Consider the following 14,688-nt stretch of genomic DNA (forward strand, 5'->3'; position numbering starts at 1 on the left):
GTTACTTCTTCAGTCGCGGGTTGAGGACGTCGCGCAGGTGGTCGCCGACCAGGTTGATCGAGACGATCGTCACCAGCAGCGCGATGCCGGGGTAGAAGGAGATCCAGTACTTGCCTGAGAGCATGTACTCGTAGCCATTGGCGATCAGCAGGCCGAGGGACGGCTCCGTGATCGGCACGCCCAGGCCGAGGAAGGAGAGGGTGGCCTCCAGCGCGATGGCGCGGGCGATCTGGATGGTCGCCACCACGATCAGCGGCGGCATGCAGTTCGGCAGCAGGTGGCGGAAGATGATCCGCCGCGTCGGCAGCGCCAGGCACTGCGCCGCCTCGATATACTCCCGCCGCCGCTCCACCAGTGCGGTGCCGCGGACGGTGCGGGCGTAATAGGCCCATTCCACCACGATCAGGGCGATCACCACATTCGTGATGCCCTTGCCCAGGAAGGCCAGGATCATCAGGGCCGAAAGGATGGTCGGGAAGGAGAGCTGGAGGTCGACCAGGCGCATGATGATCGTGTCGGTCCGCCCGCCGGCATAGGCCGCGAGCATCCCCAGCGAGGCGCCCACCAGCGCCGCGACGATGGCGGAGCCGGCGCCGACGACGAGGCTGATCCGCAGCCCGTACATGATGCCGGAGAGCATGTCGCGCCCCTGGTCATCCGTGCCGAGCCAGTAGGTGAAGCCGGCGCCGCCCACGGTCCCCGGTTCCATCCGGCCATCCATGATGTCCAGCTGCGCCAGGTCATAGGGGTTCTGCGGCGCGATCCAGGGCGCGAAGATCGCGATCAGGACGATGCAGAGGAACACGATCAGCGCCCCGAGCGCGATCTTGCTCTCGGCGAATTCCGAGACGAAGCGCTGCAGCGGCGTCTCGACCCGCGGCGCCTTGTCGGGAATGGGGGGCGCGGTGGTGGCGCTCATCACTTGCTCTCCAGCCGCACGCGGGGATCAAGCACGGAATAGAGCAGATCCACGACCAGGTTGATGATGATGAACATCAGCACGATGCTCATCAGATAGGCGACGATCACGGGCCGATCGAGCACGTTGATGCTGTCGATGATCAGCTTGCCCATGCCCGGCCAGGCGAAGACGCTCTCGGTCACCACCGAGAAGGCGATGGTGGAGCCCAGCTCCAGGCCGGTCACGGTCACCACCGGGATCAGGATGTTCTTGAACACATGGACGCCGATCACCCGGTTCGGGGAAAGGCCCTTGGCGCGCGCGAACTTCACGAAATCCATCAGCATCGTCTCGCGCACGCCCGAGCGGGTCAGGCGGATGACGAGGCTGATCTTGAACAGCGCCAGGTTCAGCGCCGGCATGGCCATGTGCGCCAGCCCATCCAGGGTGAGGAAGGACCAGCGCAGACCCATGATCTCCACCGTCTCGCCGCGCCCCGTGGAGGGAAGCCAGCCCAGCTGCACGGCGAAGACCATGATCAGCATCAGCCCGACCCAGAAGGTGGGCAGGGAGAAGCCGAGGATGGAGCCGGCCATGATGACCTTGGCTCCCGCCCCGTTGGGCCGGAGGCCGGCATAGAGGCCGAGCGGCAGCCCCACCAGGATCGCCAGGAACATGGCCGCGAAGGCCAGCTCCAGCGTCGCCGGCGCCCGCTGGCCGATCAGCTTCAGCGCGGGCTCGTTGAACACGAAGCTCCGGCCCAGATCGCCCTGCAGCGCATTGGTGAGGAAGGACAGGTATTGCTGCCACAGGGGCTTATCCAGCCCCAGCGCCGCGATGGCACGCGCGCGTTCCGCCTGGTCGGCATCCGGCGAGATCAGGATCTCGACCGGGTCGCCGATGGCGTAGACGCCGATGAAGACGATGACGGACATCGCCAGCATGACCAGCGCCGCCTGGATCAGGCGGCGCAACAGATAAACGCTCATGTCTCAAACCCCTCGGGCGCGGCCAGGGCCGCCCCGGTCATGGCTGGGCCGGGCGCACATCCTGCGCCCGGGTCGCTTCATCGATGCGCGCGTCATGCGCAAGGCCACGCCGCATCGCCCAGATATTCGTCTGGATGTGGATCGGGATCACCGCCACATCCTCCAGCGCCGTCCGCAGGGCATCCCCCACCAGGCCCTGGCGCTTCGGCTCGTCCAGCTCCGTCAGGGAGGACAGCAGCAGCCGGTCCACCTCCGGGTTGGAATAACGCCCGCGGTTGGAGGCTCCCCAGCCCCGATCCGGCGTGACCGTCGCCAGGATGTTCCGCAGGGGATGGGAACCATCGGGGTTGGAACCCCAGCCGATCAGGTGGGAGGAATACTCCCCCTTGCCCGCGCGGTTGACGAAAACCGCCCAGGTCTGCCCTTCCACCGCGGTGCGGACCCCGATCCGGGTCCACATCTGCCCTACCGCCTGGATGATCCGCCCATCATTGATGTAGCGGTCATTCGGCCCGTTCAGCTGGATGCGGAAGCCGTTCGGATACCCAGCCTCGGCCAGGAGCCGCTTCGCGCCCTCCGGGTCATAGGCTGGCGCCTGGATGGCCGGCACATGGCCGGTGACGCCCGGCGGCAGGAACTGCCCGGCCGGGGTCGCCGCCCCTTCCATCAGCCGCTCGGTGATGGTGCCGCGGTCAATCGCCATGGAAAGCGCCCGGCGCACCCGCACATCCTTGAGCGGGTTCCGGCCCAGGGGCTTGCCATCATTGTCCGTGATGAAGGGGGAATTCTCGTTTGGCCCCCGCTGGTGATCGAGGCCGAGGAAGATCAGCCGCGTGCCCACCACCTCGCTGAGCGCGATGCGGGCATCCCGGCGCAAATTCGCCAGATCCGTCGTGGGCACCTGGTCGATGAAGTCCACGTCACCCGCCAGCAGCGCCGCCGTGCGCGCCGCGTCATTGGTGATCATGCGGTAGTTCACGCGCTCGAAGGCAGGCTTCGGGCCCCAATAGGCGTCGTTCCGCGCGAACTCGATCCGGTCGCCATTGCGATGGGAGAGAACGCGGAAGGGGCCGGTGCCCACCGCGACGCGCACGGCGTTGAAATCCTCGGTCGACGCGTTCTCATGCGTCTCCTTGTCCAGGATGCGCACATTGGTCATGTCGAGCGGCAGCAGCGGGTAAGGCTGGTGGGTGTGGAAGCGGATTGTCAGCGGATCCACGATCTCCACCCGCGCGATCGGCCGCGAATAGATGCCGAAGGAGGTGGGGCTGTTCGGCACGTTCGGCAGGCGGGCGATGGTAAAGGCCACGTCCTCCGCCGTGAAGGCATTGCCGTTGTGGAAGCGCACATCCGGCCGCAGCTTGAATTCCCAGGTGGTCGGGGCCGTCGCCCGCCACTCCGTCGCCAGCCCCGGGATCTGCCGGGACTTGCCGTCGGTGTTGACGAGGCGGTCATAGGTCATGTCCGCCACGGCATTGTTCGGCGATAGCTGGTGGTAGTGGGGGTCCAGCGAGGTGATGGGCGCCCCCACGGCCATGGTCAGGGTCTGGGCCTGAACATGGGACAAAGCAGCAAGGGCCACCGTGGCGCCCAGGAACAGCTTACGCATCGCTTTCTCTCCCGCCTTGTTCCGAATGTTCAGGTTCGACCCCGGTGCCAGGATGGCCGGCGCTATTGCGCCGGCCGGATGTCCTGGGCCCGGGTCAGCTCATCCGCGCGCGCCTCGTGCTGCAGCCCGCGGCGCATCGCCCAGATGTTCTTCTGGATGTGGATGGGGATGATGCCCACATCGTCCATCGCGATGGTGGTCGCCTCGCGCAGCAGCGCCTCACGCTTCGCATCGTCCAGGGTCCGCAGGGCCTCGTCCAGCTTCGCGTCCATGGCCGGGTTGGAATAGCGCCCGCGGTTGGAACCGCCCCAGCCGCGCGGCGGGGTGAAGGTCGCCAGCAGCGAACGCAGCGGGCTGGTCGGCTCGCCCGAGGAGGTACCCCAGCCCACCAGCATCGCGGACAGTTCCTGCCGGCCCGCACGCGCCACGAAGGTGGCCCAGGGCTGCCCCTCCACCGCCGTCCGCACGCCGATGCGCGTCCACATCTGCCCGATCGCCTGGATGATCCGGGCATCGTTCATGTAGCGGTCATTCGGCCCGTGCAGGGTGATCCGGAAGCCCTGAGGATACCCGGCCTCGGCCAGCAGCCGCCTGGCCGCATCGGCATCCGCCCGGCCGACCTGGCGGTCCGGCAAGGCGCCGAAGGCGGTCGGCGGCAGCAGCTGGGTGGAGGGAAGGGAGGCCCCCTCCATCACCCGGTCCGTGATGGCCTGCCGGTCGATCGCCATGGAGAGCGCGCGCCGCACGCGCACGTCGCGCAGCGGGTTCCGCTCCAGCGGCTTGCCGTCATTGTCGGTGGTGAAGGGGGAGCTGCCGTCCCGCGAATGATCCAGCGCCAGGAAGATCAACCGCAGCCCGTCCGCTTCGCTCAGCGTCACGCGCTGGTCGCTGCGCAGCTTGGCGATGTCGCTCGTCGGCACCTGGTCGATGAAGTCCACATCGCCCGAGAGCAGCGCCGCGGTGCGCGCCGCATCATTGGTGATCATGCGGTAGTTCACGCGCTGCCAGTGCGGCTTGTCACCGAAATAGGCGTCGTTGCGCGCATACTCGATCCGCTCGCCCTGGCGATGGGCGAGCACCCGGAAGGGGCCGGTCCCGATCGCGAGCTTGCCGGAGTTGAAATCCTCCGTCAGCGGGTTCGCATGGGTCTCGCTGTCCAGCATCTGGATCTGGGCGAGGTCCACGGGCAGCAGAGGATAGGGCGAGGCGGTGTGGAAGCGCACCGTCAGCGGGTCCACCACCTCCACGCGCTGGATGGCGCGGGTGTAGATCCCGTAGGAGGACGGGCTGTTCGGCACCGTGGGCACGCGGGCGATGGTGAAGGCCACGTCCTCGGCTGTGAAGTCGTTTCCGTTGTGGAACTTCACGCCCGGCCGGAGCTTGAACTCCCAGACCGTCTCCGCCACTGGCGTCCAGCTCAGCGCCAGGCGCGGCTGGACCCGGGCCCGGGCGTCGAAGGCGGTCAGGCTGTCGAACAGCATGTCCGCGACGGCATAGTTCGGGGAGAGCGCATGGTAATGCGGATCAAGCGAGGTGACGGGCGCCCCCACCGCCAGATTCAGCGTCTGCGCCCCTGCGCCCAGCATCGGCAATGCCGAAAAGGCGGCCGCAGCGGCCGCCAAACCCATCTTCTTCATTCGTCCCCCGGTTGCACCGATGGCGCCTTCCCTGGTGCCCTTCTAGCAGTCCGGGGCCTCTCCCGCTAGGTTGCGGTATTATCGAGATTACAAAAGGGAGAGTTTTACGTGACAGCGTCCATTACCCGCCGTCTTTTCGTGACTGCCCCGGCAGCCATGGCCGCCATCTCCGGCGGCTTCGCGCCCCTCACCGCTGAGGCCCAGACGGCCGCCGTGTCCGGAAACGGGACCCTGACCATCGGCATCGGCGGTGCGGTTACCTCGGTCGATCCGCACTTCTACAACGCTTCGCCGAATAACGGCCTGGCGATGCACATCTTCGACCGCCTGGTGGAGCGCGACGCCCAGGCCCGCCTGCAGCCCGGCCTCGCCCTCAGCTGGACCCCGGTGTCCGAGACGGTCTGGGAATTCAAGCTCCGCCCCGGCGTGAAGTGGCATGATGGCCGCGATTTCACGGCCGAGGACGTCGCCTTCACCGTGGAGCGGGCGCCCAATGTCCCGAACTCCCCGGGCGGCTTCGGCGGCTTCGTGCGCTCGATCAAGCGCGTGGAGATCGTGGATCCGCTGACCGTCCGCTTCCACACCGAGCGCCCGGCGCCGCTGGTCCCGACCGACCTCGCCTCCGTCGCCATCATCGCCAAGCATGTGAACGGCACGGCGACCGAGGACTACAACTCCGGCAAGGCCGCCATCGGCACGGGCCCGTACAAGCTCGTCTCCTACACGCCCGGCGACCGCACGGAACTGGCCCGCAACGACGCCTGGTTCGGCCCCAAGCAGCCCTGGGCCCGCGTCTCCTACCGCTTCATCGGCAATGACAGCGGCCGCGTGGCCGCGCTGCTGGCGGGCGACGTGGACATGATCGACCAGGTGCCCACCAGCGACATCACCCGCCTCCGCCGGGACAACCGCGTGAAGGTGGTGGAGACGCAGGGCCTCCGGGTCATCTACCTGTTCCCCGACTACTCGCGGGAAGGGGCGCCCAACTTCGCGACCGACCTCAACGGCCAGAAGCTGACGAAGAACCCGTTCCGTGACCTGCGCTTCCGCCAGGCTCTCTCGGCCGCCATCAACCGCGAGGCCCTGTGCCGCCAGATCATGGAAGGCACGGCCCAGCCGACCGGCCAGTGGCTGGCACCGGGCACCTACAGCCACAACCCCGAGGTCAAGCCGGACACCTACAATCCCGAGCGCGCCAAGGCGCTGCTCGCGGAGGCCGGCTTCCCCCAGGGGCTGAAGCTCACCCTGCACGGCCCGAACGACCGCTACCCCAACGACTCCCGCATCATCCAGGCGGTCGCCCAGATGTGGCAGCGCATCGGCATCCAGACCTCGGTGGAGGCGGCGCCCTGGGCCAGCTTCTCGGCCCGCAACGCCCGGCAGGAATTCGACATCCGCCTGCTCGGCTGGGCGAGCACCACCGGCGAGGCGGCCTATACGCTGGTCAACATCCTCAGCACCTACGACCAGGCGGCCCGGCTCGGCGCCAACAACAACGGCCGCTACTCCAACCCGCGCCTGGACGAGGTGACCGCCCGCGCCACCTCCACCCTGGATGACGGCGAGCGCGAGAAGCTGCTGCAGCAGGGCGTGAAGATCGCCATGGACGACCTGGCCTTCATCCCGCTGATGCAGCTGGTCAATGTCTGGGCCGTTAAGCGCGGCCTCGACTACAACGCGCGCGCGGATGAGCGCAGCGTGGCCATGGAAGCCAAGCCCGCCTGAGGCGGGAAGGCGGCCCCGGGATTGATCCCCCGGGGCCGCCCCTACTCCTCGTCGGCCTCGGCCACGGGAAGAATCATCGTCTCCTTCGTCGAGGAGAGAGAGATGATCACCTCGGTGCGTTCCACCCCGGACTGCCCCCGCACCTCATCAGCCACGAAGCGCTCGAGCGCGGCGAGATCCGGCAGGCGCAGCTTCAGCATGTAGTCCCAGCCTCCGCTCACGGCGTGGCATTCCAGCACGGCATCCGCGCGCCGCATGGCCTTGCGGAAATTCGCGTCATCCCGTCCAGGCCGCATGCCCACCATCACGAAGCCCAGCAGGGGGCAGCCCACGGCCGCCGGATCCAGGGCCGCGTGCCATCCGCGGATTGTCCCGCGCTCTTCCAGCCGCTTCACGCGCTCCGCGGTGGCGGAAACCGAGAGTCCCGCGACCTTGGAGAGTTCCGACAGCCCCGCGGCACCGTCTTGTTGCACGGCGATCAGGATGTTGCGGTCAATCTCGTCCATGCGTGCAGCCTAGTTCGGTTCGCGGAAGGCTGGAATCAGGCAAGGGCGGGAATCCGCGCATCATCCGTTGCGCCTCCCGGGTTGATGATGAAAGGCACGGGGGGGAACCGGGAAGCCGGGTGCCGGAATCGCGAACGCCGCCACGAGGGCGGCGTCCACAGACGGGCGATACGGCCCGCATGGCCCGGACAGGCTAGGTTGCCGGCACCGTCCGGGCCTGCCGGCGCCGGCGATAGAAGCGGCGGAACAGGAAGATGGCCAGGATGAGCAGGGCGCCGCCCGCGATGGCGTGGAACAGCCGCTCGGGCCCGATCAGCCTGCCCAGATACCAGCCGGCGGCCACGAAGCTGCTCGCCCATACCCCGGCGGCGATGAAGTTGAGCACGGCAAAGCGCAGCCGCCCCATCCCAGCCAGGCCGCAGGCCGCCGCCGCGACGTTGCGGATGCCATAGAGGAATCGGAAGCTGAGGACGAAGAGAGTGCCATATTGCAGCAGCATGGCGGTGGCGCTGGCCATCTTGGCCTCGGCCTTGGGATAACGCTTCATGATGCGCGGCCCGTATCGCCGGCCCAGGGTGAACCAGGTCTGGTCACCCAGGAAGGATCCGATCCAGACGGAGAACATGAGGATCCAGGGATCGACCGCCCCGGTCATGGCGCCCATGGCCGAAGCCGCCAGCACGAAGGTTTCGCCTTCGAAAAAGGCCCAGACCGCCGCAAGAAGATAAGCGAGCGCTCCGTATTCTGCCCAGAACTCCGCCACGCCAGCCCCCAAGTCTTTTGCGGCACTATCGCTGAGGCGACCGCCCCAAGGAAGCGGAATCCGTTCCAACCAGCGCTAAACGGACAGAATCTTGCTTCAGAAAGGGTTTCGAAACAAAAAAGGGCGCCTTGCGGCGCCCTTTTGGATCAGATGTAGTGCTCGGCCAGCGGCTTGAAGCCGTTGAAGGCCTGGCTGGCATAGGTGGTCACATAGGCTCCCGTCGCCAGGATTTCGATCCGGTCGCCGGACTGAAGCTGGGTCGGCAGCCGGTAGTTGGACTTCTCGTAGAGGGTGTCGGTGCTGTCGCAGGTCGGGCCCGCGATCGTCACCGGCCCCTCCTCGGTGCCGTCATGCGGGGTGCGGAAGGCGTATTTGATCGCCTCGCCCTCCGTTTCCGCCAGGCCGCCGAAGCGCCCGATGTCCAGGTAAACCCAGCGCACCGGATCCTCCTTCCCCTTGCGGGAGACGAGGACCACCTCGGCCGAGACCACCGCCGCATCGCCCGCGATGAAGCGCCCGGGCTCCACCACGATGTCCGGCAGGGCATTGCCGAAGTGCTTCGCCATGGCGCCCATGATCGCGTCGCCGAAGGCGTCGATCTCCGGCACCTCGGCGCGGTAGCGCACGGGATAGCCGCCGCCCAGGTTCACCATGCGGACATTCACGCCGGCCTCCTTGAGGTCGGTGAACAGCATGGCAACCTTGGCGATCGCCGCCGCATAGGCCGCCGTGTTGGTCTGCTGGCTGCCGACATGGAAGGAGAGGCCGAAGGGGTCCAGCCCCATCTCGCCCGCCTTCACCATCAGCTCGCGCGCCATCTCGACCTCGCAGCCGAACTTGCGCGACAGCGGCCACTCGGCGCCGTCATTGCCGACAAGGATGCGGCAATAGACGCGCGAGCCCGGGGCGGAGCGCGCCAGCTTCTCCAGCTCACCCTCGGAGTCGAAGGCGAACATCCGCACGCCGCGCTCATAGGCGGCACGGATGGCGCTCTCCTTCTTCACGGTGTTGCCGTAGGAGATGGCATCGGCCGGGGCGCCGGCCTCCAGCACCGCCGAGACCTCCTCCCAGGAAGCCGCGTCGAAGCAGGAGCCGAGGCCAGCCAAGCGCTCCAGGATCTGCGGCGCCGGATTCGCCTTCACCGCGTAGTAGATACGGGCGAGGGGCAGCGCGGACTGCAGGCGCCGGTAGTTCTGCTCGACGCGATCCACGTCGAGAACCAGGCACGGCGTCGCCGGCTGAACATCAGCAAGGAACTGCGCGATCTTCGGGGTCATCGCACCACCCTCCCCATGCGAGGCGGCAAGGCATCCGCGGCTTGCGGAGCGGCCCTGCTCAGGTTGACGAACGGTCGAACGAACCAGCGACCAAAGTGAAAGCCCGGCGGCGGGAGCCCCCGGGGGTTGCCAGAACGCTTGACGTCGTTGCGTAACCTTGTGGGCCAGAGGCACGTGCGTACTGCGTCTGGGGGGCAGATAGCCCCCCGGCCCCGGCCCTGCAAGAGCGATCTTCCCCCAGGCCGCGATTTTTTTTCGTGAGCAGCTACCAGGGCCGGAAAGCCCCCGGATGAATGCAGGGCAGACCCGCCGAAACCTGGGCCGAATCGCCCAGGCACCGTGGGGATTACGGTCCGGAACTTTCCGGGGCAGCCCCATAGGCGCGCAGGAAGGCCGCCACGGCCTGGTCCACGGTCGCGTCGATCGCCGCGTCGTCCGGGGCGGGGCCGCCCAGCACGGCACGGATATACAGCTCGCCCCGCAGCATCCCCATCAGGTGATCCGCAGCGATTCCCGGATCCGCATCGGCCCGGAGCCGGCCCTGGCGCAGCTCCTCCTGCATGCGGTGGGCAAGCCAGATCCGGCCACGCGCCGGGCCCGCTTCGTAGAAGGCGCGCGCCAGGTCGGGAAACCGGGTGCATTCGGCAATGACGGTCCGATGGATGGCCATGCTGTCCGGGTGCAGCAGGAACCGCATCCAGAGCCGGCCCAACTCCCGCAAAGCGCCCTGCGCCGAGGGAGCCTGGGAGGCGAGTTCCTCAGCCTGCGCCGCGATGGCGCTGCAGCGATCCCCCACGATGGCGCCGAACAGCGCCTCCTTGCTGCTGAAATGCGCATAGACCGTCGCCTTGGAGACGCCCGCCTCCTTCGCCACGGCATCCATCGAGACGCTGGCATAGCCCACCCCCATGAAGAGCCGCGCGCCGGCGGAGAGGATGGCGGCCCGCTTGGGCGAGGATTCGGCGGGGGAGGCAATGGCGACGGACAAGGCTTCAGGGGTCTCCAGGCGAGGGTGCCGCTACAATTGATACTGAACCGTCCAGTTTTCCATGGACAAGCGGCATGGCGATGCTCATTTAGTCGACTGAACTGAACGGTTCAGTCAGCCATGAATGCCCGGACCCAAGCCATTCCCGACCCCGACACGCGGGCCAGCATGCCCGCCACGCCGCGCCGCTCCCGCCTGCGCCGCCTCCCGCCCCTGATCGGTCTGCTCCTGCTGGCCGGCGCCGGTGCGGGGGGCAACTGGTACTGGCAGGTCGGCCAGTACATCGAATCCACCGACAACGCCTATGTGGCCGGCGACATCTCGGTGCTCTCCTCCCGGATCGAGGGCGATGTCGCCCGTATCCTGGTGGCCGACAACCAGATGGTCGAGGCCGGCCAGCCCCTGATCGAGCTGGAGCGCGAGGACTGGCAGGCCCGGCGAGACCAGGCCGCCGCCGCCCTGGCCGAAGCCGAGGCCAATATCGGCACGCTCGCCGCCCAGGTCGCCCAGGCCCGCGCCCAGGTCGCCTCCGCCGAAGCCGGCGTCGCCGAGGCCGAGGCCGAGCGGGTGCGCGCCGCGGCCGATGCCGGGCGCGCCGGAACCCTCGCCTCCGGTGGCTATGGCACGCGCGAGGCGGTGGACCGCACCACCGCTGCCCGCCGCAAGGCAGAGGCCTCCGTGGCGGCCGCCCAGGCAGGGCTCGCCTCCGCCCGCGGCGCCATCCCGGTGCTGGAGGCCCAGTCGCACGCCGCCATCGCCCGCCGCGATGCCGCGAGGGCGACGCTGGCCCTGGCCGAATCCAACCTGGAGCACACGGTGATCCGCGCCCCCTTCGCGGGCATTGCCGGCAACCGCGCCGCCCAGCCCGGCCAGCATGTGCGGGCCGGCCAGAGCCTGATCGCGGTCGCCCCCGCCGCGGACCGGCTCTACGTCACCGCGAACTTCAAGGAGACGCAGCTCCGCCGCATCCGTGAGGGGCAGCCGGTGGAGCTCTCGGTGGATGCGGGCGGCGCGCTGCACGGCACCGTGCGGAGCCTCGCCCCCGCCACAGGCGCCCAGTTCTCCCTGCTGCCGCCGGAGAACGCGACGGGCAACTTCACCAAGATCGTCCAGCGCGTGCCCGTGCGCATCGCCCTCGATCCCGGCCAGGAGCTGGGCCGGCTGCGCCCCGGCCTCTCGGTCGAGGCCGAGGTGGACACGCGTGACGATCCCCATGCCCCCCGCAGCCTGTTCGGTGCCGCCGCGGCGATGATCCGCGGCCACTGAAGCCAGCCGAGCCCAGGTCCAGCCCGATGTCCGCCACCACCGCCGGCACCGCCTTGCCCACGCCGCAGGGCGCCGTCTCCACGAAGCACTTCCTCGGCTTCATGACGATGGTGCTCGGCATGTTCATGGCGATCCTGGATATCCAGATCGTCTCCGCCAGCATTTCGGACATCCAGGCCGGCCTTGCCGCCAGCCCGGACGAGGCCTCCTGGGTGCAGACCTCCTACCTGATCGCGGAGATCGTCATGATCCCGCTCTCGGGCTTCCTCTCGCGCCTTCTCTCCACCCGCGTGCTCTTCACCATCTCCGCCGCGGGCTTCACGGTGTTCTCGCTGCTCTGCGCAACCGCCACCTCGCTGCCGGTGATGGTGCTGGCGCGCGCCATGCAGGGCTTCCTCGGCGGCGCGATGATTCCCACGGTCTTCGCCACCGCCTTCATCCTTTTCAAGGGGCCGCGCAGCGCCGGCGTCTCGGTTCTCATCGGCCTCACCGCCACCCTTGCCCCCACCATCGGCCCGACCCTGGGCGGCTACCTCACGGAAAGCCTCTCCTGGCACTGGCTGTTCCTGATCAACGTGCCCATCGGCGTGTTCATCGCCGTGGTGGTCTGGAACACCATGGATATCGACCAGGGAGACCCCCGCCTGTTCCGCCGGTTCGACTGGTGGGGGCTGATCGCCATGGCCGTGTTCCTGGGCAGCCTGGAATACGTGATGGAGGAGGGCCCGCGCTGGGACTGGCTGGACGATCCCACCATCGCCGCCTTCGCCCTGGCCTGCCTGGCCGGCGGACTGGTCTTCTTCTGGCGGGCCTTCACCCGGCAGGACCCGATCGTGGAGCTGCGCGCCTTCGGGAACGCGAACTTCGCCTTCGGAAGCGTCTTCGCCTTCCTGGTCGGGATCGGGCTCTATGGCGCCGTGTATCTCGTGCCGCTCTTCCTCGGGCGCATCCGCGGCTACAACTCGCTGCAGATCGGAGAGACGATGTTCGTCACCGGTCTCGCCATGTTCCTCGCCGCGCCCGTGGTCGGGAAGCTCTCGCGCGTGCTGGACATCCGGATCCTGCTCGCCTTCGGCCTTGCCACCACGGCCCTGGCCATGTGGATGACCTCGCGCCTGACGGCCCAATCCTCCTTCGCGGAGCTATGGCTGCCGCTTTCCCTGCGGGGCGTGGGCACGATGTTCGCGATGGTGCCGGTGAACCAGGTGGCGCTCGGCACCTTGCCGGCGGCCAAGATCAAGAACGCGGCCGGGCTGTTCAACCTGATGCGCAACCTCGGCGGCGCGGTCGGGCTGGCGCTGATCAACACGCTGGTGATCGATCGCTCCGCCTTCCACCGCCTGCATCTCAGCGAGGCAACCAACTGGGCGCGCCCCGGCGTGAGCGACACCATAGACGGCATCGCCTCGGCCCTTTCAGGCCGCCTCGGCGAGGCCGCCGACCACGCGGCGCTGGCCCGCGTCTCCTCCATGATCACGCGGGAGGCGACCATCCTCGCCTATAATGATGTGCTGGTGGTGATCGCCGCCCTGTTTGCCCTGGCGGTGCCGCTGGTGATCTTCGTCCGCGCGCCGCGGCCCGGGGCAGGGGGCGCCGCCCACTGACGGGGGGTGGGGCTTGCGCGGCCCGGCGCCGGCCCCCTATCCGCATGGCATGACCTGCCCGGAGCCCCGCGCGTGAGTGCCGCGACACTGGAGGCCCTGCGCCGGGGCGATCTGTCCGGCGCCCGCTCCCTCAGCCTCGCCGGGATGGGCCTGACCGAGTTCCCGCCCGAGATCCTGGGCCTGGCGGACACGCTGGAGGAGCTTGATCTCGGCCGCAACGCCTTCGGCACGCTGCCGCCGGACTTCGCCCGCCTGCGCCGCCTGCGCGTCCTCTTCTGCTCCGGCAGCCCCTTCGGGACGCTGCCGTCCGTGCTGGGTGAACTTCCCGCCCTGGTCCAGATCGGCTTCCGCGGCTGCGGCCTGGCCCATCTGCCGCCCGAATCCCTGCCGCCCGGCCTCCGATGGCTGACCCTGACCGACAACCGGATCGAGGATCTGCCCGCCGCCATCGGCCAGCGCCCCGCTCTGCAGAAGCTGATGCTGGCCGGGAACCGCCTGCACCGGCTTCCCGGGAGCCTCGCGGGCGCCCCGGGACTGGAGCTCCTGCGCCTCTCGGCCAACCGCTTCGAATCCCTCCCGCCCTGGCTTCCGGCGTTGCCGCGCCTCGCCTGGATCGCCTGGGCGGGCAACCCGCTGGACCGCGGCCCTGCACCTGCCGCGCCGGACCTGCCATGGGCCTCTCTCGAGACGGGCGCATTGCTCGGGGAAGGAGCCTCGGGGCGTGTCCTCGAGGCGCGGTGGCGGGGGAAGCCCGTCGCGCTGAAGCTCTTCAAAGGCAGCATGACCAGCGATGGCCTGCCGGAGCGGGAGATGGCGGCCTGCCTCGCCGCCGGGGACCATCCGAACCTCACCGGCGCCCTGGGCCGGCTCACCGGCCATCCCGGCGGGATGGACGGCCTGCTGATGCCGCTTCTGCCCCAGGGCTGGCGCGTCCTCGCCGGCCCGCCCAGCCCGGAAAGCTGCACCCGGGATGTGTATGATCCCGCGCTGCGGCTGGAATGGCCGGTGGCCCTGCGCCTTGCCCGCTGCATCGGCGCGGCAACCGCCCATCTGCACGGGCGCGGCCTGCTCCATGGCGATCTCTACGCCCACAACACGCTTTGGGACGGGGCGGCGGGTGAAGCCGTCCTCACCGATTTCGGCGCCGCCTCCTTCCTACCCGATGGCCAGGCGGCCCGGGCCTATTGCCATATCGAGACCAGGGCCTGGGGCATCCTGCTCGGCGAGTTGCTGGACCGGTGCCGCACCGAGCCACCGGCGGCCATGCGCGCCTTGCAACAGGCCTGCATGGCGCCCGATCCCGCCTCCCGCCCGCCGATGCCGGACATTCTGGCCCAGCTTCGCCTGGATGGGGCAGGGGGCTGAGGCGGCCGGCGGGTCGCCCCGGACCACGAGGCTGCGTTTTCCGGCACAGCCATTCGGC

The 14,688-nt window shown here is 68.8% G+C and carries 12 protein-coding genes; 4 read left to right on the forward strand and 8 right to left on the reverse strand.

All coding sequences use genetic code 11. The features are described from left to right. Nucleotide 1: 1 nt before the first annotated feature. The 4 genes from J8J14_RS18430 to J8J14_RS18445 all read right to left on the reverse strand — a co-directional run bounded on the left by J8J14_RS18430 (nt 2) and on the right by J8J14_RS18445 (nt 5,127). Entirely contained in the window at nt 2-919 is a 918-nt protein-coding gene (locus J8J14_RS18430) for an ABC transporter permease (protein ID WP_209381018.1), read from the reverse strand. Then, nucleotides 919-1,890, reverse strand: a complete 972-nt coding sequence (locus tag J8J14_RS18435; RefSeq protein ID WP_209381019.1) for an ABC transporter permease — start codon at nt 1,888-1,890, stop codon at nt 919-921. The genes J8J14_RS18430 and J8J14_RS18435 overlap by 1 nt, the downstream gene beginning before the upstream one ends. Nucleotides 1,891-1,927: 37 nt before the next feature. Continuing rightward, a complete protein-coding gene (locus J8J14_RS18440; RefSeq protein ID WP_209381020.1) occupies nt 1,928-3,499 on the reverse strand; it encodes an ABC transporter substrate-binding protein in 1,572 nt (523 codons plus the stop codon). 62 nt (nt 3,500-3,561) lie between these two features. Continuing rightward, nucleotides 3,562-5,127 (reverse strand): ABC transporter substrate-binding protein, encoded by a 1,566-nt coding sequence (locus tag J8J14_RS18445; protein ID WP_245215948.1) that lies wholly within the window; start codon nt 5,125-5,127, stop codon nt 3,562-3,564. Between the two features lie 117 nt (nt 5,128-5,244). Here J8J14_RS18445 and J8J14_RS18450 point away from each other — a divergent pair, with 117 nt between their 5' ends. Further along, entirely contained in the window at nt 5,245-6,861 is a 1,617-nt protein-coding gene (locus tag J8J14_RS18450) for an ABC transporter substrate-binding protein (RefSeq protein WP_342452485.1), read from the forward strand. A gap of 41 nt (nt 6,862-6,902) precedes the next feature. Here the strand turns inward: J8J14_RS18450 and J8J14_RS18455 are convergent, their stop codons facing one another. The 4 genes from J8J14_RS18455 to J8J14_RS18470 all read right to left on the reverse strand — a co-directional run bounded on the left by J8J14_RS18455 (nt 6,903) and on the right by J8J14_RS18470 (nt 10,395). Continuing rightward, entirely contained in the window at nt 6,903-7,367 is a 465-nt protein-coding gene (locus J8J14_RS18455; protein WP_209381022.1) for an Lrp/AsnC family transcriptional regulator, read from the reverse strand. 193 nt (nt 7,368-7,560) lie between these two features. Beyond that, the gene (locus tag J8J14_RS18460) at nt 7,561-8,130 is read right to left on the reverse strand and encodes a DedA family protein (RefSeq protein ID WP_209381023.1); all 570 of its coding nucleotides are present in this window, start codon (nt 8,128-8,130) and stop codon (nt 7,561-7,563) included. 146 nt (nt 8,131-8,276) lie between these two features. Beyond that, entirely contained in the window at nt 8,277-9,407 is a 1,131-nt protein-coding gene (locus J8J14_RS18465; RefSeq protein ID WP_209381024.1) for a type III PLP-dependent enzyme, read from the reverse strand. A 346-nt stretch (nt 9,408-9,753) separates the two neighbouring features. After that, nucleotides 9,754-10,395 carry a TetR/AcrR family transcriptional regulator gene (locus J8J14_RS18470; protein WP_209381025.1) on the reverse strand — a complete coding sequence of 214 codons (642 nt, stop codon included), beginning with the start codon at nt 10,393-10,395 and terminating at the stop codon, nt 9,754-9,756. A gap of 120 nt (nt 10,396-10,515) precedes the next feature. Between J8J14_RS18470 and J8J14_RS18475 the strand changes: the two genes are divergently transcribed. The 3 genes from J8J14_RS18475 to J8J14_RS18485 all read left to right on the forward strand — a co-directional run bounded on the left by J8J14_RS18475 (nt 10,516) and on the right by J8J14_RS18485 (nt 14,630). Continuing rightward, complete coding sequence (locus J8J14_RS18475) at nt 10,516-11,661, forward strand: HlyD family secretion protein (protein WP_209381026.1); 1,146 nt, start codon at nt 10,516-10,518, stop codon at nt 11,659-11,661. A 26-nt stretch (nt 11,662-11,687) separates the two neighbouring features. After that, nucleotides 11,688-13,265 carry a DHA2 family efflux MFS transporter permease subunit gene (locus J8J14_RS18480; RefSeq protein ID WP_209381027.1) on the forward strand — a complete coding sequence of 526 codons (1,578 nt, stop codon included), beginning with the start codon at nt 11,688-11,690 and terminating at the stop codon, nt 13,263-13,265. Nucleotides 13,266-13,337: 72 nt separating this feature from the next. Beyond that, on the forward strand, nt 13,338-14,630 hold the full coding sequence (locus tag J8J14_RS18485; RefSeq protein ID WP_209381028.1) for a leucine-rich repeat-containing protein kinase family protein: 1,293 nt from the start codon (nt 13,338-13,340) through the stop codon (nt 14,628-14,630). Nucleotides 14,631-14,688: the final 58 nt, after the last annotated feature.

It is taken from the genome of Pararoseomonas baculiformis (genome assembly GCF_017813395.1).
Taxonomy (GTDB): Bacteria; Pseudomonadota; Alphaproteobacteria; order Acetobacterales; family Acetobacteraceae; genus Roseomonas; species Roseomonas baculiformis.

Excerpts from the sequence above, each read along its gene's own strand:
- J8J14_RS18430 (WP_209381018.1), bottom strand. The coding sequence starts at position 919 with ATGAGCGCCACCACCGCGCCCCCCATTCCCGACAAGGCGCCGCGGGTC.
- J8J14_RS18435 (WP_209381019.1), bottom strand. The coding sequence starts at position 1,890 with ATGAGCGTTTATCTGTTGCGCCGCCTGATCCAGGCGGCGCTGGTCATG.
- J8J14_RS18440 (WP_209381020.1), bottom strand. The coding sequence starts at position 3,499 with ATGCGTAAGCTGTTCCTGGGCGCCACGGTGGCCCTTGCTGCTTTGTCC.
- J8J14_RS18445 (WP_245215948.1), bottom strand. The coding sequence starts at position 5,127 with ATGGGTTTGGCGGCCGCTGCGGCCGCCTTTTCGGCATTGCCGATGCTG.
- J8J14_RS18455 (WP_209381022.1), bottom strand. The coding sequence starts at position 7,367 with ATGGACGAGATTGACCGCAACATCCTGATCGCCGTGCAACAAGACGGT.
- J8J14_RS18465 (WP_209381024.1), bottom strand. The coding sequence starts at position 9,407 with ATGACCCCGAAGATCGCGCAGTTCCTTGCTGATGTTCAGCCGGCGACG.
- J8J14_RS18475 (WP_209381026.1), top strand. The coding sequence starts at position 10,516 with ATGAATGCCCGGACCCAAGCCATTCCCGACCCCGACACGCGGGCCAGC.
- J8J14_RS18480 (WP_209381027.1), top strand. The coding sequence starts at position 11,688 with ATGTCCGCCACCACCGCCGGCACCGCCTTGCCCACGCCGCAGGGCGCC.